Raw genomic sequence first — 22,370 nt, forward strand, 5'->3', positions numbered from 1 at the left:
CTATGAGAAAAATAACGTGCTTCACTCAAACTGTATCCGCTTTGCTACTGTGTATGATAACCCAAGCACACGCAGCAATTAAGTCTATTGATGAATTTACTGCCAGTTTTAATCATCATCCCGGTTTTTACGCCTTCTATAGCGATGATTCGAGCGGCAAACTGTACTTAGACATCGACAAACTAGACGCCCCTTTCTTGTTACAGCATAGTTTACCTTATGGTGTAGGTTCCAATGATATCGGCTTAGACCGCGGGCAGCTAGGCGGTACGCACTTAGTTCAGTTTGAACGTTTTGGTGATAAGGTCATGCTGCGTGCTATCAACACGTATTATCGCGCAAGTGCGAATAATATGGCCGAAAAGCAAAGCGTTAAAGAGGCTTTTGCTTCAAGCATTCTACACGGGTTCAACGTGGTCGCAGAAGATAAAGACAGTGTTTTGGTTGACTACACGCCTTATCTACTCAGCGATGTGCATGGTGTTTCTCGCACGTTGGCAAATCGTAATCAAGGTAGTTTTAGCTTAGACTCAAGCCGCAGCGCTGTGTTTATGTCGCGTTCAAAGGCATTTGTTAAAAACACAGAACTTGAAGCCGTATTGACTTTCAAAGGGACAAAGCCAGGTGAATATGTACGTCAGGTGAGTGCAGATCCTTATGCGCTTACAGTACATCAGCACCACTCTTTAATTGAGCTGCCTGACGATAACTACCAGCCACGTGCGTTTCATCCGCAATCGGGTTATTGGAGTATCGAGCATAAGGATTACTCAGCACCGCTTGGACAGTCAATGTTTGTGCGTTATATCCCACGCCACCGTTTACAGAAAAAAGACCCAACTGCACAAGTCTCGGAGGCCGTAGAGCCAATTGTTTACTATCTTGATCCTGGCGTACCTGAGCCGGTCAAAACAGCATTACTTGATGGTGCTAAATGGTGGGATCAAGCATTTGAAGCTGCTGGCTACAAAAATGCGTTTCAAGTCAAAGTACTTCCTGATAATGCCGATCCTATGGATATTCGCTATAACGTGATCCAGTGGGTTCATCGTGCTACTCGTGGGTGGTCATACGGCGCGTCGGTGATTGACCCACGTACCGGTGAAATTTTAAAAGGGCACGTGACGCTAGGCTCGCTGCGTGTCCGTCAAGATATTCTTATCGCCGAAGCACTTTCTGCACCATTTGTTGAGGGTAATGAGGTGACTGAGCGACTTCATGCTATGGCGCTAGACCGTATTCGTCAGTTGAGTGCACATGAAATTGGCCACACGTTGGGCATTGCACACAACTTCTCAGCGTCGGTAAAGGATCGCGCGTCAGTCATGGACTATCCTCATCCGCTGGTGGGATTTGAAAATGGCCAACTTGATATTACCAAGGGCTACGCAAAAGGCATGGGCGTGTGGGATACACAAGTGATTAAATATGGTTATAGTGATTTCGCTGGCGCTGATGAAGCCACTGAGCTTGCAGCTATTCTTGCTGAAAATAAGGCGCAAGGGCTTGAGTTTATCTCTGATTCAGACGCCAGAGCACAAGGCGGAGCGCACCCAACGGCACACCTTTGGGATAATGGGGCAGATCCTGCTGCCGAATTACTGCGTGTGTTGGATGTTCGCAAGCAGGCGTTGAATAGCTTTGGTATTCACAGCATTCAAAAAGGAGTTGCTCTGTCGCAGCTAGAGGAGAAACTGGTACCACTGTATCTTTTCCATCGTTATCAAGTTGAAGCTGCAGTAAAATTGATTGGCGGCGTGGATTACGACTATGAAGTTCGCGGTGACGAGGTAATAAAAGGGGCGAAAGTTGTGGCTAAAGAGGCGCAGCAAAATGCGGCCAATGCGCTTTTGAGTACGCTGTCGCCTGCGGCGTTGACTATTCCTGACTCTATTTTGGCGTTAATACCTCCTAAGGCTTACGGTGAGTACAAAACTCGCGAAAGTATTAAAGGGAGAACTGGGCTAACCCTAGATGCGATGGCATTACCAGAAGTCGCCGTACAGCATAGTCTTAACTTGCTGCTTAACCCACAGCGATTAAATCGTCTTGCACAGCAGCACGCACGTGATCCCCAATATTTTGGTACACAGGCACTTTTAGATGCTTTATATCAGCAGGTATTTGCCCAGTCAGGCAGCAAAGGTATGGCTCAAAAGCTACAGCAACGAGTGCAATACCTAAGTGCAACTCAGCTTGTAAAACTGAGTCACAACGATAAAGTCGCACCTGAAGTTCAGGCGCAATTAAAGTTTTATTTAGCAAAAGTTGCGAAAGACTTTAATCAGTCGTCGGTATTTAGCGATGTTGCTTTTGAGCAAGCGTTTAAACATATGCTCGCACAGCAAATTAATCGCTACCTAGATTCAGGAGAGTGGCCTGAAAGCTTTAAAGCGCTTGAAATGCCACCAGGCTCACCGATCTAAACGATCTTGGATTTAAAGAAGGGTTGGCTACTTTAAGCTTACCTTTACCACTCTATAATAATGGCAAATTAACGCATAAGCGTTCGTTTGCCATGTTAAAAAATAATAAAAATCTTCAGCTACATTTGAACTTATACTAGTTTCTTTCTTAATTTGAAGGAGCAAGTTTGACGCAGCTGATTTTAAGATTTTATTATTTAAAACAATTGATTAGAAAGTTTTTCTTATCTGTATGGATGTCGTTACCTTGGTGCTAGCAGGATGCGGTAGCTGTGCTATTGACAAGACTTTCTCGCTTTAAAATAGAGAGCTTAATTAAGCAAGTTGGTATTAAAAACGTACAAAAATCCGTTGATACCTAGTTCCTATTTTGATAACTTTAATTAATGCTATTGAGTCATGTCTTATGAATAATCCACTGCACATTGTATTTTGTAGCAATGGTGACATTATCTTTAGTATTCAATCTAATAAAAATATCAGAATAATTAATTACTAATTCAACAGGAATATTGAAAATGAAACTACATCTAACTAAAAAAAGCATCAAAAACCTATCTCGTGATAATAAAACACTGCCAGTTAAGGCAACTCCGGCAATTGGTGGTGGTTTCGTCACACACAACTGCAACTTGAATTCAATCGACTGTGACAGACCTACGACTTATACATTATCGATTGAAATCTGTAACACTGATAGACCAGAGATGTAATCTCATATTCTTATCTAAAATATAGATAAATTAAAAAGTCACCTAGCTTGAACCGACCCCCAATGGTTGGAGACCAACATTGGGGGTTAATTCAGATGTTAGGTTTTTTATGTCTTTTTGTAGCACTTTGGAGCTTTGCTTTACCCCCCCAAAAAAAATCTAATTAAACGTCCCTATATCATCCAAATACCGTGGATGTGTAGCCCATAGCTGCCTATTTCTAAGAATCCCCATTAGCCCTTCAGCAGATGTGTAATGACAAATAAGGTTTTTATTTTTTTGCATTATTTTTCCCAATTTAAATCATAAACTGCAAATTGGTAGCAGACATCCAGATTCCCAGCACCTAACTCCTAGCGCCTAACCCCTTTATCGGCCACTTTTTTGATTCCCTCTAATATGGCTTCTGTTGTCCACTCTACCTCATTAAATGGGATGTCAGGTTGATAAAAATCACCATTGCCACGGGCTCTATTTACATAGACTTTATTAGGAATAATGACCTTGCTCAAGCCTGATGGGGTATCAGCCAACCTTACATCCATATAGGTTGAATCTGAGCTACTTGGGGCGCCAAATAACACTGTATTTGAAAACAACTTAAAAGTATCGACAGCACCCAGACAGGCGCTGCCACATTGCCCCGGCACGATCACTATCGCTTTATTTTTAAAGTCACTTTCAGCTAGCTGCTTTAAAGCATTGTTTGCTTGTGGCTTATGCTCTACATAAAATGGCTTTCCAGCCTCTAAAGATGCACGCATACCTACAGACACTGCTTTCACCATTTCATGCATCTCAGGCTGGTCGCGTAATACAGTTATTAACGACTCTACATACTGAGTATTATCTTTTGATGCTCGCCACCACACCTGTGATTTTTCGTCATGTTTATCTTTTCGATAATTAACGATTTGCTGCCCCCATAATTGCTCGGCGATTTTCAAACTCCAATACGTTGAACCACCTTGATTATGACGAAGGTCTAATACCACAGCTGTAGCTGTGAGAAGTTGTTCGCGTTGCCTAGCTAAGTCAGCAAATAGTTGTTGGTAATTTGATTTTTCTGTTTCGTTAGGTGCAAAGGTGGGCATTGCTATCCAGGCTATATCTTCAACAGGCCAATGTAAACCGACCTCCAACTTATCGCCATTGTAAGCATTTACTAGGTGTTGACTAACGCTATCTGGTCGTTCTACCCACTGTAACTGTAGACTGTAAGCCACGCCATTCGATTGCATAAAGTCGCATGTTTTTAATGGTGGTAAAAATGGATTACCGTCGTCGATTAATAATCGCCACCCTTGATTCCACCAATGACCAGGCTGCTCAACTTGACCATGAAACTTAAACAACGTGTTACGCATCAAAGGCTTAATAGGCGTATCATTACAGCGTATGACCTTGTCGCCCTTAGTTACTTTATCATGCTCGCTGTAATACACTTTTAAACCATCACCACGCCAAACCACCGAGAACCCCGGCCAGCGCCTAGGTTGCTTCACCGCCTTTGGTAAAACCGCCACAGCGCCAGCATGACCATCTTGTAAAACAGTATTAAAACGGGCAATTGTGGCTTCATAGCCAGGGGCATCTTTGATCTTTTCAGCAAGCACTAACGCTTGTTGTTTTGCGTTTTCAAGTAACTGCGCAAAGCCAGGATTGTGGCTATCCAATATACCGGGGTGATTAGTAGCAGATTGCTGATAGGCGTAATGGATATCTTGTTTTGCTACGGCTTGCCATTGCAAAGCTGTGCTTGGCAGGTTGTCTATTGAATCGTTGTCATTTCCAAGCGCATGAGAATTCGTTGCAAGCACAGAAAGGCAACTAGCTAAAGTACCAAGGGAGATGTTAATCGTTTTTTTCATATAAATTCTTTTAATTATTATAATCTGACTCGTGAACCTGAGGTTTGAATAAGGTATTAATTATCCGAAGCTCAGGTTATTTAATAGACCAGTAAACCAAACAAATCGGTAAAATGTAACCTGTTTTTTATGTGATTAGGTTTTAATGCAGCACAAACATTCGAGAAGTAGTGATTTCTTTCACAATGACAAGTGAGATATAGCAGGATAAATCCCGACCTAAAAAATCATCAAAACTGAAGGCTGGTTGCTCAGCTTAGTAACTCCCTTACTACTGCAAAAAAAATCACTCGGCAACATGTCGCGTTCACCATCGTGTTCTGCGGCTATGTCTCCAACTTTACCATGCAAACATACCTCAATACGTAGCTTGTGGTGTACCTAAATTCTGCACGTCGCGGCTGTCATGAGGTCTGATCTAAGATCGATAATGTGGTTACATAGGAAATTTACGCGACACTTTTAGGACTGAAGTGATAGATATTAAGGGGGCATTAGCAACCATTGACTACACTTTATGCGATTAACAGCTGACGAAAGAACAAATGTTACCGATCTATTCACTGAGCAGGTAGAGGGTGTAGCGCAGATGAAAAATGACAGTTATCGTTCATTTCATGGTGTTTATACCTGTTTGAGAACATTTACCAATAACTTCGGTCTTACTATTATATTGATGTAAATGTAGCCAAATGTCACACTGCGTAAAAGGGTGTGATCTTGCTTTACTTCACATAATGAAGGAGTAAGGTGATGGTAGAGTTTGAAGGAGATCCAAAGATGAAAACACAAATTGCAATACTTGCTTTATTTATGACTCCCTTGTTTGTCAATGCAGGTGAAGTCGCTGTGACTTGGAAGGACTTTAAAGAGTATCGCGATGTTAGGCCAGGTAATGAAACGCGAGGTTCGTTTCATCAACGGGTTGAGAAGCAACTACAGAAACACCTAGAAGAATTAGCGACTAAATTACCCGAGGGTTACAAGCTTGCGATTACTTTTGATGATATAGATCTTGCAGGTGATGTTCATTATGGTACTACTGATATTCGGGTGATTAAACCAATCCATTTCCCCCGTTTTGAAATTAGTTATAAGTTAACTGATAAGTCTGGTAAAACCATCGCAGAGGAAAATGGCGTGACGTTAAAAGATATGTCATTCATGGATAGAATAAAAAGGGGAATGGACGAATCCTTTTATTACGAAAAGCGTCTTTTAACTGACTGGTTTGAAGATGACTTAATGAAGAAAGCTAGTTGAGTTGATCAACAGCTATGGTGATCTTGATGAGAGCGCCGAGACTGGGTGTTCTCATCTTCTTTTAGCTGAATATTAGTAAGTTAGATGAGTCGCTACTACTCGCACTCTATTGTAGTAATTTTTAGTTTTATACCTCAAAATATTTTGCCTACCTCAAATACATGTTACTGTTTCTTGGAGTTGTGAATAGTTCTAATCGTAACTCACTACTTATTTCGTACTTAGGTTGGATGCTTTTATAAGCACCTAAGCTGAACTAAAGTCATAACAATCCAATTGTTACGGTTTTATTATTTTGTTGTGATTTTGTTGACTTTTTTATTTCAGAATGTATATTCTGTTTTTTGAGGAGCCTATGGGAAGAACGCGAGAGTTTAATGTCGATAAAGCATTGGAACAAGCGACAATCCTGTTTTGGAAGCAAGGATATAGGAATACTTCCATGGAACAGTTAGTCACTTGTACTGGTGTTAGTCGGTACGGGTTTTACCAAGAATTTGGTAATAAAAAGGAATTGTTTCAACGCTGTTTGCAGGAGTATTCTCTGCGTAAAATTGGGCCTGGGCTTAAGCGTTTAAGTGCAAGCGATGGCAGCTTGGCAGACTTAACTGCATTTTTTAACTTGTATAGTCAAAACATTGCAGAGCATGGTGCTAATGGCTGCTTGATTTGTAATACGGCCACAGAAGTGGGTGAATCCGACTCTGATATGAATTCAGCGGTGCAACAGGTCTACAGTGCATTGAGTGCGCAGTTTCGAGATTTCATTGAAAAAGCGCAAGCGCAAGGTGAGATTCGCAAAGAGATTGATGCAAATAGTTTGAGCTTTTGTTTACTTGGTGTGCTTCAAGGTGTAGCCGTGATGGCAAAAGGAGATTTCCATCGTGAAACTCTGAGACATTACTTAACTACGATTTTTGACATGATGGCGCAGAAGTAACGAAAGATAATACGTCGTGATAAAGATTTGAATTGAGTGATCAGTAAAGATTACCCAAAGCGTTTGCTTAATTGCTAGAAGTGATCGTGAAGAAAAGCTTTTAGCTATTTTTTTATTTTATATCAGAATGATTGTTCTGTTATTTAAGGAGAGACAATGGGATCATCGCTAGAAGGAGTTGCTAAGCGACTCGGTGAGTTTGTCACTAGATATAAATACTTGTGTTTACTCTTCAGTATCATGTCTTGTATTGCAATTGGTATTGGGGCAAAAGGGTTAACATTTTCTAATGATTATCGGGCATTTTTTAGTGCTTCAAACCCCGAACTACTGGCTTTTGAAGCTTTTCAGGATAAGTACACCAAGAACGATAATATTCTTATTGTTGTACATCAAAAGGCGGGTAACGGTTTATCCAAACAGCACGCAATGGTGGTTGAACAGCTGACAGAGGCTGCGTGGCAAACCCCCTATGCTAGTCGAGTCGACTCTGTGACTAACTTTCAGCATAGTTACGCGGAGGGAGATGAGCTGATAGTTGCGGACTTGATGAAAAACGTCCAGTCATTAAGTGAAGAAGACATTTTACAAAAAGCGGAAATTGCACAACAAGAGCCCTTATTAAAACAGCGCTTGATCGCAAATAATGGTAAGACGACAGGTATCAATATTACCGTTCAGTACCCAGGTGAATCACTGACTGAAGTACCGACAGCGGTAAAACATGTTCGCGAAATAGTTGCAAAAGCACAGCAAGAGAATCCTGATTTAGTGTTTGCGCTTTCTGGAATTTCGATGCTAAACAATGCGTTTAGTGAGTCAGGGCAGCAAGATGCCGAAACCCTTACGCCTATCATGTATTTGGTTTTGATCATTGTAATGTACTGTGGATTACGCAGTTTTCCAGGAACTATTGCAGCTGTATCTGTGGTGATTTTCTCAAGTGTTGTGGCTATGGGGGTCAGTGGCTACGCTGGTATTCAATTAACTCCTATTTCGATAACCGCACCAACTATTATTCTAACGCTAGCGATAGCTGACAGCATACACGTTTTGTTGTCTTACTATGCCGCAAGAAAAGCAGGACACGAAAAAAATCACGCGATAGTGGAAAGTTTACGAATTAACTTCGTTCCCGTATCTATAACTAGCTTGACTACAATTGTAGGCTTTTTAACTCTTAACATGTCGGATGCCCCTCCATTTGCAGATTTGGGCAACATTACAGCATTTGGTATTGCTGCTGCTTGGGTATTATCTCTAATTTTACTACCCAGCCTGATCGCCATTTTGCCAGACAAAAAGAGCTATGCAACTCGTACAAGCATGTTATCTCATTACCTAGGTCGTTTTGGTGGTGCTGTAGCGCAGAAGTATCGAGCTATTTTGCTATTTACTGTTGTTGCGATTGCGGCTAGTGCCTATGTGGTCCCCAATATTGATCTCAATGATGAGTTTGTGAAGTACTTCGATCATCGAGTGGAGTTTCGCCGTGATACCGATTTTACCATGGAAAACCTTACTGGTATTTATGTGGTTGAGTTTGATGTTGAAAGTGGCAAAGTAGGCGGGATCAGTGAACCTGAATATCTTACCAATCTGAATCAATTTACACAGTGGCTGAGAATGCAACCAGAGGTGGTTCATGTCTATAGTTACACGGATATTGTTAAGCGTCTCAACAAAAATATGCATCAAGATGATACCGGTATGTATCGTTTACCTGCAGATAGAGAGTTAGCAGCGCAGTATCTTCTGCTTTATGAAATGTCCTTGCCATTTGGGTTAGACCTGACGGACAGGATCAGTATGGATAAATCGGCAACTCGAGTAAGCTTGACTCTAGATAACCTCTCAACTGGCCAGATCCAATCTTTTATCGCTCGTACTGAGGCTTGGTTAGTCGACCATACACCAGATGCTATGCATGCTAAAGCAACCGGTGCGACCGTAATGTTCTCACATATTTTCCAGCGCAACGCAGAAAGCATGCTCAGCGGTAATTTAATTGCCGTTATCGTGATCACCTTGATTATGGTGATGACGCTGAGAAGTATTAAATATGGGATCGCAAGTATTCTACCCAACACAATTCCGATGCTATTCACTTTTGGTATTTGGGCTATATTGGTCGGTCAAGTTGGTGTGGCGGCGGCTACGGTAACTTCAACTTCTTTAGGGATCATTGTTGATAATACCGTGCATTTCCTATCCAAGTATTTACGGGCGAGGCGAGAGCAGGGATTGGACCCCGCAGGTGCGGTGAAGTATGCCTTTGAAACAGTCGGTGAAGCTATTTTACTGACCACATTTATTCTGGCTGGCGGTTTCGCAGTGTTGGCCTATTCAACCTTTATGATCAATGCGCAGATGGGGCTGCTAACTGCACTTGCCATTGTCATGGCACTCATCGTGGACTTTTTATTCTTACCCGCGCTGCTTATGTTACTAGCTAAAAGATCAAAGCAAGCGAGCAAAGCGCCTATTCAAGAAGGAACGAAAAATGAAATCTACAACGTCTAAGTTTTTATCACATTTAGCAATCGGATTGCTGGTTATACCTTTTGCCAGCAACGCAACGCAAGACAATCTAGGCTACAACATAGCAGCTAAAGCAGATCGTTCAGATCGAGGTTTTGAAGTCAGTGCGGTTGATTTAAAAATGCGTTTGATAGACAAAAAAGGCCAAGAAACCGAACGTTTATTGACCATGAAAACCATGGAAGTGGCAGACGAAGACAAAGGTGACAAAAGCCTTATCATTTTTAACTCTCCTGCAGATGTAAAAGAAACCAAGCTGCTTTCACATGCGCAAATTATAGATGCTGATGATCAGTGGTTATATCTCCCAGCGCTTAAGCGTGTTAAACGGATCTCTTCTGCAAACAAATCGGGACCATTTGTTGGCAGCGAGTTTGCGTTTGAAGATTTTACGGCTCAAGAACTCAATAAGTATAGCTATGAATATGTAGCGGAAGAGACGTGTGGCGAGCTGACATGTGCGGTGATAGATCGGTTTCCAAAATATGAAAACTCGGGATATACCAAACAACGTGCATTAATAGATACCAAGGATTATCAAGTTAGAAAAATAGACTTCTACGATAGAAAAGGCAGTCATTTAAAAACATTGAGCCTAGATAACTACAAGTTATATCAACAAGCGTACTGGCGTCCGCTTACCATGACAATGGAAAATCACCAGTCGGGCAAAAAGACGATATTAGAGTTTTCAGACTACCAATTTGATATTTCCTTGAGTGCTCGCGACTTTATTAAATCGTCGTTGAAATAGGGGGTGGTATGCGACTCAAGGCGATGCTTGCTGTTGTGCTATCTTGCATTCCGTATGCGAAAGCTGAGATGGAATGGCAAAGTAGTACCAGCATTGACCTTAGCACTCGGCAGTATAATGGCTCTCCGATGAGAGCCTCACAACTTGACCGAGAGTTCGATGCTAAATTGATGTGGGAGCTGGATTTTGAAAACCCAAAGACAGGCTTAAGCGGAGGGCTTAAACCTGTATTGAGTGCAGCGAAAAATGAGGGGATAAGGGCATTCGACATTCAAGAAGCATATATCACTCGTTCTTTCTCTCAAGGACAGTTGAATGTTGGTGTAAATACTGTTTTTTGGGGAGTTGCAGAGTCTCGTCATTTGGTTGATATCGTCAATCAAAAGCAGCCGACACGAAATTTGGATAACGAGGCTAAGCTTGGAGAATTACTACTCCATTATCAGCATTTTACTGATAATGGTCATTGGTTTGCCATGTCTTTACCTTATTTTCGTGAGCGTGATTTCGGCCTTCCTGATGACCGCTTGTCGTTGCCACTAGCTGTGACCGATGAGCAATTTGTAGGCCGAGATGCTAATTATAGAGGTAGCTACTTATTAGGTTATCGCGGTGTGCTAGGTGATTGGGATGTCGGAACCTACTACTTCGACGGCATCGACAGGGAGCCCGTTACACGCCCTAATGATAATCAAGAGTTCGATGCCATTTATCGGCGCCTTCAACAAACAGCATTGGACTTACAGTGGACGTCTGAGTACCTGCTTGGGAAGGTTGAAGCGGTACATCGCCATCACCAAATGGGAGGGAAAAGCTGGGCTTATGTAGTCGGTGCCGAATACTACTTTTACGGCATCGCCAATTCCAACAAAGATCTCAGTTTACTCATGGAGTTACATAGAGATACCGAAGAACAGGTGAATCTAAATCGTCTTTATCAAGATGCGACATTTATTGGCATGCGACTCGCGTGGAATGATGTTGATGATACGAGCATGATTACTGGGGTCTTAATCGATAACGATACTGGGGCTCACACCATTAAAACCGAATTTTCGACTAGGCTCTCCAGTCACTTGAGTCTAGCGCTTGAAGCAAACTTGTTTTTAGAGCAAACCCAGCGTGATGCGACCTACGGGTTTAAAGATGATGATTTTATAGAACTTAGGCTGACTTACTACCTTTAAGGAGAAATTATGGTAAGCCAATACGCAGATGTATTGATTATTGGTGGTTCAATGGCGGGGGCTTGCTTGGCAAGACAACTAAAATTGGCTCATCCAGATATGAAAATTACGGTTATAGAGAGAAAGCAGGCGTTTAATAGTTGGGTTGGAGAGTCGACACTGGAGTCTTTTTGGGACTACATGGCAAACGATTTAAAGCTTGGTTTTTATCTTGAAACAAACCACCTATACAAACATGGGCTGCGTTTTTACTTTGATAGTGATAACCGCGATTTAAGTGTGGAAGAACTGAGTGAGCTTGGGCGTAGTTGGTATCATGGCATCCCTGCGCATCAAATTGACCGCGAAAAGTTTGATAACGATATGGTGCAGTTCAATCGTGAACTAGGTGTCGATGTTGTAATGGGCACTACAGTTAATGAAATTAGTCTCGATGCGCAGCAAGGACACACTGTCGTTACCAGCAGTGGTAGCACTTATACTTGTCGTTATTTAGTTGATGCATCGGGCTTTAATTCACCGTTGGGTAAACAGCTTGGATTAATTGAATCACAAAATGATCGCCACCCTGTGAGTTCATACTGGGGAAGGTTTAAGCATATTGAGCTGATTGATCACCTTGGAAGTGATGAGTGGCGTGCTCGATCGAACTTTACGAGTAGAGCACTGGCTACCAATCACTTTATGTACAAAGGATATTGGATTTGGTTAATTCCATTGAATCAAGACACCTTTAGCATAGGGATTACTGCTAAAAATAATGAAGTGAATTTAAATATTCGTTCAGCTGAAGAATTTGAGCAGTTTTTACGCTCTCATCAAGCACTCAATGAAATTCTAGGACAGCACGCTGAATTATTAGATTACACCTCGATGAAGCGACTATCTAGAAAGGCAAAGCAATCCTTTTCTACAGAACGCTGGTTCTTAACTGGAATGTCATCAGCCTTTTTAGATCCCTTGTTATCACCAGGTTCTGCTTACCTAACCGATGCTAATCGCATGATTGGCGAGCTTATTGAAGCGGATATCGCCGAAGATGCAGAAGTGTTTGCTGGTAAAACAAAGGCATTCAATGCGTACCTTCTTTCTTGGTATGAGAGTTTTATGTTGCACATTACAGGTAACTACCATGGTAGTTATGAAGTACATAAAACGCATTTTGAAGCATTACTAATGCATTGGTTTGGTTTTATTTTACCGTCCTCTATGTCTCGTCGTTATGGTTATTGCCCAAGCCAGCATGGAATGAGTCAAGACGAAGTTAATCAAAAAGCTATCGCGATGATAGAAAATGCTGCGATTGCACGAATTCACGTATTAAAAGATGAGTTTATTCAATTAATCAAAGGGTATGAATACCGCTACAATCGTGGACACTTTTTCGATATTGAACTTACGCGACAACGTATGAAACACGCACATACAAGAGGTGCAATGTTAGACGATGCGGCGATTGCTGAGTTAGATCATGCACTTTTGGAAGTCACCTATCAGGGGTTTTTACGTAGCTTATGTGAAATTCAAAAGGTCGACTTTGACGAAGAAAAAATGCCGATGGTAGTTCAAGCTGCTATCGAAGATAAATTATCACTTACCCATGCTATGCAGCTTTTTCACATATAATAATTAGGCAAAGAAAATGGAAAATTTAGCTATTAAACACCGCATCCAGGATTGTCAAATACAGTCGTTAGCAGAAGATATTATTTCACTAATTTTTGAGCAACGCCGTTTGTTACCTATAGAAGATAACGCACCATTCACTGAGCAGATCGCGGGGCATGTGGAGAGAGTCGAGCAATTCATCGCAAATAACGAACCTATTAATATGGTATTGCCAGCTTTCCCTGCAAAGTCACCAAATAGAACGAAAACACTGGGTTTCTTGCCTGATAAAGGGGAGTTCTATGCATTTGAACGCTTAGTCAATCTCTGTAAACAGATTGAATCTATTTATGAACCAGGTGCAAAAGTAACAATTTGTTCTGATGGTCGTGTTTTTGCCGATATCATTCATGTCACGGATTCACATGTCAGTCAGTACGTAAATACACTACGCCAATACGCGGCTCGTCATTACCCTAACTATTTTGAATTCTTTAATTTAGAAGATGTATTTGACAAAGTTGATGACTTTACTGTACTTCGTGAAGAGCTGATGATCCGCTACGGAGAGAGCTTGTCAGACTTACGTCAACGAGTGAAAAATGAAAAAGAAGCGTCCACGATGTATAAAGGCATCACGCGCTTTATGTTGGAGGATTTCTCTGGCATTGAAAAGTTTTCGGATTATAGCCGCACAGCGTTGCAAAAAGTTGCTAAAACAGCTGCCTACCGAGTGATCCAAAGGAGTAATGCATGGAGTCGATTGTTGAAAGATCACTTACCTGAAGCGTTACGCCTATCAATTCACCCTCAATACTTGGTGTCTGAAAAAATTGGTATTTCTTTAGTTTCACAAACTGATGTCTGGACAACGCCATGGCATTCAGTATTGGTGAAAGATAATACAAGTTATCAACTCATGCCGCGTGAACAAGCTGAGAAGTTAGGTTGTGTATTGGTGTTCAACGAAGGCCGTGCAAGCCATTTTGAGCGTATTCATCGAGGAGCGGAGTGATGGATACAATTAAAGCCTTGGATAGCGTTGGAGTTGTCATTGATGCAACTTCTATGGCTTGTCAACGAGTTGAGCGTCTTAATATTGCGTCATTGATCGATGAAATATTTTCTCAAGGACTGGTTGTGCTCAAAGGATTTGAGCCCCTCAATGATACTGATATGGAGTTAGTAGCTAAAGAGATCGGTCCGCTTTTGCAGTGGGACTTCGGTTATGTACTTGATTTAAAAATACAAGAGCAACCGCAAAATCATATTTTCAGTGAGGGTAAGGTAGAGCTGCACTGGGACGGAGCATTCGCCTCAGAAGAGCCAAGGTTTAACTTCTTTCAATGCTTGCAGAGTAGTTCCAGCTTCGGTGGTGGAGAGACTACATTTTTGAATACAACACGGTTACTAGAAAGTCTACCGAACGATACCATTGAGCAATGGAAGCAAATTCGGATCCGTTATGAAACGGAAAAGAAAGCCCACTATGGAGGGGTGATTGAAGTTCCTTTAATAAGCCGTCACCCTAAGACAGGCAAGCCTCGCATGCGTTATATTGAACCTTTCAATAAAGATAATATGGCAGTGAATCCAGTTGAGGCACAGGTGATAGGTTTTGATACTTATCAAAGTGACGTCTTTTTGAAAGAAATGAACTCGTTACTTTACTCGTCGAACTACTTTTATAAACATAGTTGGAGGAAAGGCGAGTTTGTGTTTGTGGATAATCTAGCTTTATTACATGGACGCAGTCGCTTTGAAGGAAGCGGCTTAAATCGTCATCTAAAACGGGTTCATATTCTATAGTAATGTATTTACTTTCTCATAGCTCACATGGATGTGAGCTTTTTTATCTAAGATTACTAATTGAATAGTGCTAATACTTCCGATAAATCACTGATAATGGCGTCAGGCTCACTTTGTGAAATTGGATTGCCATGATTATAGCCATAGTCAACGGTAACAACTTTACAACCTGCATTTCGTGCAGTTGTCACATCGTTGATGGAGTCACCGACATAAAACCCATCTTGTACTTCGCAATTCATATTATTTACAGAGGTGTATAAAGGCAGTGGATCTGGCTTTTTCTTTTTCAAAGTGTCAGCACACACAATTGTGTCAAACATAGCTTTAATTTCTAAGTGCTCTAATAACTTATGAGTATGTGAAGTATTCTTGTTGGTGACTAAAGCGAGTTTAATTCTTTGCTGATGTAAACTCTGCAGTGTAGTTTTTGCATTAGAGAATAAACTGGATGAGCGTGTAACACAGTCATCGTAAATGGTTTCAAGTAAACGAGTCGCTTCGGCTCTGTCAATATTGGTATTGTTATGGAAGTCTAACGCACGTTCAGTCAGCTTAGTTGTACCATTGCCAATCCAAGTTTTAACAAGGGCAAGTTCAATATCCGGCAAATAGTAATGGTTTAATGTCGTGTTTAAAGCGTAGGCGATATCTTCAGCGGTACTTACTAAAGTACCGTCTAAATCAAAGCCAACCCAAGTCGGGTATGTAAACATGATTTCATTCCTTGTACATTACAGAGGCCCCAAACAACAGAACCTGAATTGATAAATTATTTAAAGGTAGCGAGTAGTTGTAATAGGCTCTGTAGCTTTTTCACAACAAGTGCAAGTTTTTGCTCGTCAATTTCTTCAGTCGTCGATAGACCTTCAACGTCGGCTGCAACATCCAAAACATAAGGTTTAAAGCGCTTGGCTTCAAACGTAAACCCCGCTTCTTCTGTAAATAGTGCTTTAAACTTACCGTGACCTTGCTGCTGCAATTCATCGAGTTTTTTATCCGCATCTAGTGCTTGGCGGTATATGATCTTGAGATTTTCATTGAGTTTTTCGATAACGGCTTGCATGGTCAGTCCTAATCGCCCTATTAAAAGGGCTTATTTTAAGGGTTTCATTTACAAATGTCAGGTGTAAATCTACCCTTTTATAAGTAGTACAAAGGAATTGGAAACTTATCTCGTAATTTATCCTAAAGGTTTAAATTTATACGCCGATAACCAATTTGATCCATCAAAAAGTCAGGTAATCACTTATGAATATTTCCGGAAGTAACCTACCTGCTATGTCTGGAGCGAGCCAAAGTGGTGAAGTGTACAGCGCTGCATTGGCAAAGAAGCAACAGCAAGCAGATGGACAAGCCGCACTTGCTTTAATTGAATCTGCGGGCAGCAGTGCAGCAGCACAAACGCCAGCGAAATCAGTGACAGCAACGCTAGGCAACAACATCAATACATACGCGTAAGCTTATGTCTGATGGCACGTTGTCTTCGGCATGTCCGATAGATATGTGCAAAGCAATCGGTGCTAGGGTCATTAGCACCGATTTTTTGCTATTTTAGTCTAGTAAATTTAAGTCGATCAGCGTTTTACTTGGCTGACCACCAATTTCTCGCACTAATTTAGGCACCAAGAATCCCGGTAGCACTTCTAAAAGCTCAGCCATTATCGCCTTGGCTTCACGCTCTTCTACATCAAAATGACTAGCGCCTTCTACCTTATCGAGTAAATGCAAATAATAAGGCAGTATATCTGCATCGAATAGGGCTTCACTCAATTGGGCCTGAGCCGCAACATCGTTATTAATTCCTTTAAGTAGCACTGCTTGGTTTAGCAAGGTCACATTGGCTTGTTTAAGTTTTTGCATTGCCGCTTTAAAAGTATCATCGATTTCATTTGCATGATTAATGTGATTTACCAAAATCACCTTTAAATGACTGTTTGCTAAACGTTGGCACAATTCCTCGGTTACTCTCGCTGGGATCACTACCGGTAAGCGGCTGTGAATACGTAAACGTTTGATTTGTGGTATAGCCTCTAATTGTTTTAGCACCCAAGCTATCATGTCATCTTTGGCCATCAGCGGATCACCGCCACTTAAGATCACCTCATTGATTTCATGATGGGCGCGCAAATAATCAAATACAGGCTCTAAGGTGCGTTTGTTGACCTGATTATCCTGATAGGGGAAGTGGCGTCGAAAACAGTAGCGGCAGTTGACCGCACAACCGGTTTTGAGCATGAGTAATACCCTAGAACGGTACTTATGTAACAAACCAGGTACAGGTGCGTCTTGTTCTTCGAGTGGATCTTTACTAAATCCCGCTTCAGTTAAATATTCCTGATGTACAGGTAACACTTGTAAAAGCAAGGGGTCATGACGATCTCCGTGGCGCATTTTAGCGATAAATGGGCGAGGTACTCGCATAGGAAACAAGCGCTTAGCTGCAAAGTCTCGTGCATCAAATTGGTCATGCAACCCCAAGATGTTGAGTAGCTCTTGTGGGTCAGTGACAACATTTGCTAATTCTTTTTGCCAGTTAGTCTGCAAATTTACTTCATTTATTTGTATCATTAGCAGGTTAATTACTCGAATATACGTAGATTAGAGGATACGATGGCGAATTATAGCACCAACGAGTTCAAGGGCGGCCTAAAAATTATGATGGACGGCGAGCCTTGTTCTATCTTAGAAAATGAAATGGTCAAGCCTGGTAAAGGACAAGCGTTTAACCGCGTTAAAATCCGTAAGCTTATCTCAGGTAAAGTACTAGAGAAAACATTTAAGTCTGGCGACTCAGTGGAAGGCGCAGACGTAATGGATACTGATCTAGCGTATTTATACACTGACGGTGAGTTCTGGCATTTCATGAACAACGAAACATTTGAGCAGATCGCAGCTGATGAAAAAGCAGTGGGTGATAGCGTAAAATGGCTGGTTGAAAATGACGTTTGTACTATCACACTGTGGAATGGTAATCCAATCGCAGTAACACCTCCTAACTTTGTTGAACTTGAGATCACTGAAACCGATCCAGGCCTGAAAGGCGACACTGCGGGTACTGGTGGTAAGCCTGCAACCCTAAGCACAGGTGCTGTTGTTCGTGTTCCTTTGTTCGTTCAAATTGGTGAAGTGATCAAAGTTGATACGCGTAGTGGCGAATACGTAAGCCGCGTAAAATAATAGCGTAAAGCAATTTACGATGTTTTATAAATCCCAGCATATTGCTGGGATTTTTTTGGAGTAAACAATGACGGTGAACAATTGGCAGCCGAGTGCAACGATAGACACGCTTAGGCAAAGGGCTGCAATTTTAGCGAAGATACGGCACTTTTTTGCGGCTCGTGACGTGATGGAAGTCGACACACCGAGCCTTTCTCAAGCCTCAGTGACCGATCCTCACTTAGATACTTTCCATACTCGATTTGTTGGCCCAAATCACAGCCAAGGTTTGCCTTTATTTTTACAAACGTCACCTGAGTATGCGATGAAAAGACTACTTGCCGCCGGCAGTGGTGCGATTTTTCAATTATGTAAGGCTTTTCGTAATGAAGAGTCAGGACGTCATCACAATCCAGAATTTACGATGTTAGAGTGGTATCGTCCGGGCTTTGACGAATTTGACTTAATGGCGGAAATCGATGAGTTGATGCAGATGTTATTGGACTGTCCTGCTAGTGATTCGATGACTTACCAACAAGCCTTTGAGACATACCTTGGATTTGACCCCTTAAGCGTGTCGCTGACGGAATTAAAAGCGCACGCCAACAAATATGGTTATGGTGATATTGCAGCTATCGAGAACAATCCAGATACTTTACTGCAATTGCTATTTTGCATGGAAATTGAGCCTAAAATAGGTCAGCAGAAACCTTGTTTTGTTTATCACTTTCCGGCATCGCAAGCGGCGCTGGCAAAACTTAACCCGAAAGACAATCGCGTTGCAGGGCGTTTTGAGCTCTATTATCGCAACATGGAACTGGCTAACGGATTTAATGAATTGACGGATGCGGTAGAGCAAAGAGCGCGTTTTGAGCAAGATAACCAACTCAGAGCTGAGATGGGATTGCATCCTGTGCCGGCCGATGAGCGGTTATTGGCTGCACTTGACGCAGGCATCCCCGATTGTGCTGGCGTTGCACTGGGAGTAGATAGGCTAGTCATGCTGGCGCTAAACAAAGCTAGCATAAGCGAAGTGCTCACATTTGATGTTTCGCGAGCTTAGCGCCGCGAAACAAAACGAGTAAGCTCTTTTTGAGTGGTTTCTGTGAGCTTTTGGGCACTTTGGCATTCAGCTAACGCGCCATCAATTTGTGATTTAGACTGCTGACCCAGTTCGACAATTTGTTGCACTGCTTGATGGGTATGTTTTTGTGTTTCTTCAAGTTGGTGTACCGCACTAACGATTTCTTCTAATTGTGCTTGATTGCGTTCAAAGTCATCACTCATCGAAATAAAGCCTTGAGAGGTATCACTGATGGCTTTCTCTGCTGAGCTTGAATGAGAAATCAATTGCTCTGATTCTTGATTGGTTTCACCGACAAGCACGTTCATTTGATTGATAAAATCGCTGATCTGGCGGGTGGCCGCATTGACCTTGACCGACAGCGCACGAACTTCATCGGCAACCACTGCAAAGCCACGCCCGGCTTCACCTGCTCGAGCTGCTTCAATTGCCGCATTGAGCGCAAGCAAGTTGGTTTGGTCGGAAAACTCTTCAACCATTTTTAGAATGTTGCGAATATTCTCACTATTTTCTTTTAGGCCTGAAACCGTCGATGAAAAGTTACCTAGTAGCGTGGTGATTTGTTTTACTTCAGCGACAAGCTTAGTTAACGACTGTGATGAACCGCGAACAAAATGCAAGCTTTCGGTATTGGCCTGATAAACCTGATCGGTATTGTGCACAATACTTTGTAAACTGTGGCTGACCTGATCGGAAGCTGCAATAATTGTGTCACCTTGGCTCAGCTGCTGCTGTCCATACTTTGCGGTACTTTGCATGGAATTGGTGATATCGCGGTTGCTTTGTGTTGCCGCAGCGGCACTTTCATATGTTCTTTCCAAAAGGACACTAAGGTGGGTGGTAAAGGCGTTGTACTGCTCGCTTAAATCTCTAAATTCGTCATAAGTGAATTGTGGCAGCTTTGCATCTAGGTTACCGTCTTGGCGGTTAACACGTTCCAGTGACTCTTTCATCGCTTGTACAGGTCGCACGATTAAAAAGCGCATATAAAAGACGGTAAATGCAAACGCAGCAATAATCACAATAGTGATCAGCCAAAACAGCCCCATATTCGCGCCAGATTGGGATAGCTCCGAATACAGCCAAAATAAACTAATTGCTTGAAAGAGAAGTAAAAAACCTAAATTGCCAATAATTTTGCGTGTTAGGGTAAAGAAAAACGTCTCTTCTAAAAAATTATAAATGCGCATATATAAACTCATATTGGGCTCATCATTGTGCCACTTTATTTGTCTCAGTATAGATGAGCTAAATGGAATAACAATGCTAAAGCGATCAAGCAGTTACTCAATTGGGGTGGCGTAAGCGCCAATGCCCTGTAAATACATTTTGGTTTGGCATGGAAAGTTAGTGAAAATACCATCCACCCCGAAATTTAGCATCATATCTATGTCTTGTTGTTTATCGACCGTATAAGCAAATACCTTTAATCCGCGAGATTTTGCGTCCAACACATATTCATGATTAATAAAGTTTTTGTCCATATGAATGCTGTAGGCATGGAGCGATTCGGCAAATTGCGCATAATGAATTGGGATCGAAGCGGTTAACGCGCCAATTCTTACCCAAGGTAATTTTTGCTTTAGCCACAATAGTTGATGATGGTCAAAAGAGGAGATGAGTAGCTGCTCTCTGGTGATCACGCCTTGCTGGATATGATCTTCAATATAGGTAACGAATTTATCTAGGCCAAAGGTATGCTTCAGTTCTAAATTGATATCTGTCTGTTTGCCGATGGTGGCAAACACTTGCTGCAAGGTTGGAATTGATTGTCCTTTACCGGCATCAAGCGTGGCAAGGTAGGCTTGAGTTTGTTCATTAACTCTACCCACGCCATTGGTGGTCCTGTCTAGCCAAGTGTCGTGGATAATGGCGTAATCATCCGCGCAACTTTGCACATCCAACTCAATACCATCAACGCCAATATGGAGAGCTGCTTCTATTGCAGCAAGTGTATTTTCTGGATAGCTGCCACTGGCTCCACGGTGCGCTAAGACTTGAATCATGCTTTTTTCCTTGTAATAGACCAAGTTTCAAAACAGGCTGCACTAACTACCAACAACCCGCCAAGTAATGTTGTAAGTGTCAACGTCTCGTGTAACAGAATATAAGCTAATAGCGTTCCATACAATGGTTGTAAACAAGAAATTAACCCTGCAGTGGTGGCAGATAAATAACGTAGGCTAGAGGCAAATAAGGCGTGTGGAATTGCCGTAAATATTGCTCCTGCAAGCAAGATTAACCAGAGATTTTCTGTGGATACTTGCTGAATTGGCACTTCCACAAATGCTAACAGCATGAGGCATGCAACAAGCGTTTGATAAAGCATCGTGTGTGGGCCGCTATAGTGAGAAAAGAAGCGCTTTTGGAGCAAGTTGCGTAGCGCAAAGAGTGCGCCCGAGAATACGCCCGTAATAATCCCTAAGGTAACTTGGTTGCCAAGGTTCGCTTCTGGTACTAACAGATAGATACCAAATAGCACCGCGCTCGCACTGATAAAATCTTTTAGCTGTACACGGTTGCGAGTGAAGAGCGGCTCTAAAAAAACGGTGATAACGGGGTAGGTGAAAAAGGCAATGATCCCAACTGCAATTCCCGCCATTTGCATGCCTGCAAAGTAAGTCACCCAATGAAGTCCCACGATGACACCGAGAACTAAAGCCGTTAGATAATCTTTTTTGTGTATTAATTTTATCGGCAGCCGTTGTATTTTGAGTAACAGTAGTAGCACAACGAAAGCAACGGCGGTACGGTAAACGGTGATATCCAATGCTGAGAGTGAAATTAATTTTGAAAATAATGCTGTTCCACCAAATAATAAAACGGCACTATGAAGCGAGAGCAAAGCGGATTGTTGTGGGCGCATATCGAATATTAGAACTGTTTTTTAGCAGTCTATCATTTAATCGCTTTGAGATGACAAGATTGTTGACACTTGTCACTCAACATTCTGCGCTTAAACGTAAATAATAATAAAAAGAGTGAACCAGAGAAGCTTGTGTCCATTACCACAGA

The 22,370-nt window shown here is 41.9% G+C and carries 20 protein-coding genes; 13 read left to right on the plus strand and 7 right to left on the minus strand.

From position 1 onward, the window contains the following. Window positions 1-2 precede the first annotated feature (2 nt). Both L3V43_RS09405 and L3V43_RS09410 read left to right on the plus strand, forming a co-directional pair. On the plus strand, window positions 3-2,426 hold the full coding sequence (locus tag L3V43_RS09405; RefSeq protein WP_237116440.1) for a zinc-dependent metalloprotease: 2,424 nt from the start codon (window positions 3-5) through the stop codon (window positions 2,424-2,426). Window positions 2,427-2,944: 518 nt separating this feature from the next. Beyond that, complete coding sequence (locus L3V43_RS09410; protein WP_010605848.1) at window positions 2,945-3,139, plus strand: hypothetical protein; 195 nt, start codon at window positions 2,945-2,947, stop codon at window positions 3,137-3,139. A 353-nt stretch (window positions 3,140-3,492) separates the two neighbouring features. Here L3V43_RS09410 and L3V43_RS09415 read toward each other — a convergent pair whose 3' ends face one another. Further along, the gene (locus L3V43_RS09415; protein ID WP_237116441.1) at window positions 3,493-5,010 is read right to left on the minus strand and encodes a S41 family peptidase; all 1,518 of its coding nucleotides are present in this window, start codon (window positions 5,008-5,010) and stop codon (window positions 3,493-3,495) included. A 753-nt stretch (window positions 5,011-5,763) separates the two neighbouring features. On the opposite strand from L3V43_RS09415, the gene L3V43_RS09420 reads away from it, so the two are divergent. The 8 genes from L3V43_RS09420 to L3V43_RS09455 all read left to right on the plus strand — a co-directional run bounded on the left by L3V43_RS09420 (window position 5,764) and on the right by L3V43_RS09455 (window position 15,112). Then, window positions 5,764-6,273, plus strand: coding sequence for a DUF3016 domain-containing protein (locus tag L3V43_RS09420; RefSeq protein ID WP_237116502.1), 510 nt, complete (start codon window positions 5,764-5,766; stop codon window positions 6,271-6,273). Window positions 6,274-6,628: 355 nt separating this feature from the next. Beyond that, the gene (locus tag L3V43_RS09425) at window positions 6,629-7,213 is read left to right on the plus strand and encodes a TetR/AcrR family transcriptional regulator (RefSeq protein WP_158299096.1); all 585 of its coding nucleotides are present in this window, start codon (window positions 6,629-6,631) and stop codon (window positions 7,211-7,213) included. Window positions 7,214-7,369: 156 nt separating this feature from the next. Beyond that, on the plus strand, window positions 7,370-9,736 hold the full coding sequence (locus L3V43_RS09430; RefSeq protein ID WP_010605844.1) for an MMPL family transporter: 2,367 nt from the start codon (window positions 7,370-7,372) through the stop codon (window positions 9,734-9,736). Next, window positions 9,717-10,508 (plus strand): outer membrane lipoprotein-sorting protein, encoded by a 792-nt coding sequence (locus tag L3V43_RS09435; RefSeq protein WP_102056046.1) that lies wholly within the window; start codon window positions 9,717-9,719, stop codon window positions 10,506-10,508. Before L3V43_RS09430 ends, L3V43_RS09435 begins: the two co-directional genes overlap by 20 nt. Before the next feature lie 8 nt (window positions 10,509-10,516). Continuing rightward, window positions 10,517-11,695 carry a hypothetical protein gene (locus tag L3V43_RS09440; protein WP_237116442.1) on the plus strand — a complete coding sequence of 393 codons (1,179 nt, stop codon included), beginning with the start codon at window positions 10,517-10,519 and terminating at the stop codon, window positions 11,693-11,695. Between the two features lie 9 nt (window positions 11,696-11,704). Next, window positions 11,705-13,321, plus strand: coding sequence for an NAD(P)/FAD-dependent oxidoreductase (locus tag L3V43_RS09445; RefSeq protein ID WP_206471829.1), 1,617 nt, complete (start codon window positions 11,705-11,707; stop codon window positions 13,319-13,321). A gap of 16 nt (window positions 13,322-13,337) precedes the next feature. After that, window positions 13,338-14,318 (plus strand): isocyanide synthase family protein, encoded by a 981-nt coding sequence (locus L3V43_RS09450; protein ID WP_010605840.1) that lies wholly within the window; start codon window positions 13,338-13,340, stop codon window positions 14,316-14,318. Then, window positions 14,318-15,112 (plus strand): TauD/TfdA family dioxygenase, encoded by a 795-nt coding sequence (locus L3V43_RS09455; RefSeq protein ID WP_237116443.1) that lies wholly within the window; start codon window positions 14,318-14,320, stop codon window positions 15,110-15,112. Before L3V43_RS09450 ends, L3V43_RS09455 begins: the two co-directional genes overlap by 1 nt. A gap of 56 nt (window positions 15,113-15,168) precedes the next feature. On the opposite strand, the gene gph is transcribed toward L3V43_RS09455, so the two are convergent. Together gph and L3V43_RS09465 are read right to left on the minus strand one after the other, a co-directional pair. After that, window positions 15,169-15,828, minus strand: a complete 660-nt coding sequence (gene gph / locus L3V43_RS09460; RefSeq protein ID WP_010605838.1) for a phosphoglycolate phosphatase — start codon at window positions 15,826-15,828, stop codon at window positions 15,169-15,171. 56 nt (window positions 15,829-15,884) lie between these two features. After that, window positions 15,885-16,178, minus strand: coding sequence for a hypothetical protein (locus tag L3V43_RS09465; RefSeq protein ID WP_010605837.1), 294 nt, complete (start codon window positions 16,176-16,178; stop codon window positions 15,885-15,887). 185 nt (window positions 16,179-16,363) lie between these two features. Between L3V43_RS09465 and L3V43_RS09470 the strand changes: the two genes are divergently transcribed. Continuing rightward, window positions 16,364-16,573, plus strand: a complete 210-nt coding sequence (locus tag L3V43_RS09470; protein WP_010605836.1) for a hypothetical protein — start codon at window positions 16,364-16,366, stop codon at window positions 16,571-16,573. Between the two features lie 93 nt (window positions 16,574-16,666). Here the strand turns inward: L3V43_RS09470 and epmB are convergent, their stop codons facing one another. Next, window positions 16,667-17,683, minus strand: coding sequence for an EF-P beta-lysylation protein EpmB (gene epmB / locus L3V43_RS09475; protein WP_095729930.1), 1,017 nt, complete (start codon window positions 17,681-17,683; stop codon window positions 16,667-16,669). Window positions 17,684-17,725: 42 nt separating this feature from the next. Between epmB and efp the strand changes: the two genes are divergently transcribed. Both efp and epmA read left to right on the plus strand, forming a co-directional pair. Next, complete coding sequence (efp, locus tag L3V43_RS09480; protein ID WP_010605834.1) at window positions 17,726-18,292, plus strand: elongation factor P; 567 nt, start codon at window positions 17,726-17,728, stop codon at window positions 18,290-18,292. A gap of 67 nt (window positions 18,293-18,359) precedes the next feature. After that, a complete protein-coding gene (gene epmA / locus L3V43_RS09485; RefSeq protein WP_102056051.1) occupies window positions 18,360-19,334 on the plus strand; it encodes an elongation factor P--(R)-beta-lysine ligase in 975 nt (324 codons plus the stop codon). Here epmA and L3V43_RS09490 read toward each other — a convergent pair. From L3V43_RS09490 to L3V43_RS09500, 3 genes are all read right to left on the minus strand, one after another. Beyond that, on the minus strand, window positions 19,331-20,545 hold the full coding sequence (locus L3V43_RS09490) for a methyl-accepting chemotaxis protein (protein WP_102056052.1): 1,215 nt from the start codon (window positions 20,543-20,545) through the stop codon (window positions 19,331-19,333). The genes epmA and L3V43_RS09490 overlap by 4 nt on opposite strands. Window positions 20,546-20,638: 93 nt before the next feature. Beyond that, window positions 20,639-21,361, minus strand: coding sequence for a glycerophosphodiester phosphodiesterase family protein (locus L3V43_RS09495; RefSeq protein WP_102056053.1), 723 nt, complete (start codon window positions 21,359-21,361; stop codon window positions 20,639-20,641). Beyond that, window positions 21,358-22,221, minus strand: coding sequence for a DMT family transporter (locus L3V43_RS09500; protein ID WP_237116445.1), 864 nt, complete (start codon window positions 22,219-22,221; stop codon window positions 21,358-21,360). The genes L3V43_RS09495 and L3V43_RS09500 overlap by 4 nt, the downstream gene beginning before the upstream one ends. Window positions 22,222-22,370: the final 149 nt, after the last annotated feature.

The organism is Pseudoalteromonas sp. L23, from assembly GCF_021728455.1.
Classification (GTDB): Bacteria; Pseudomonadota; Gammaproteobacteria; order Enterobacterales; family Alteromonadaceae; genus Pseudoalteromonas.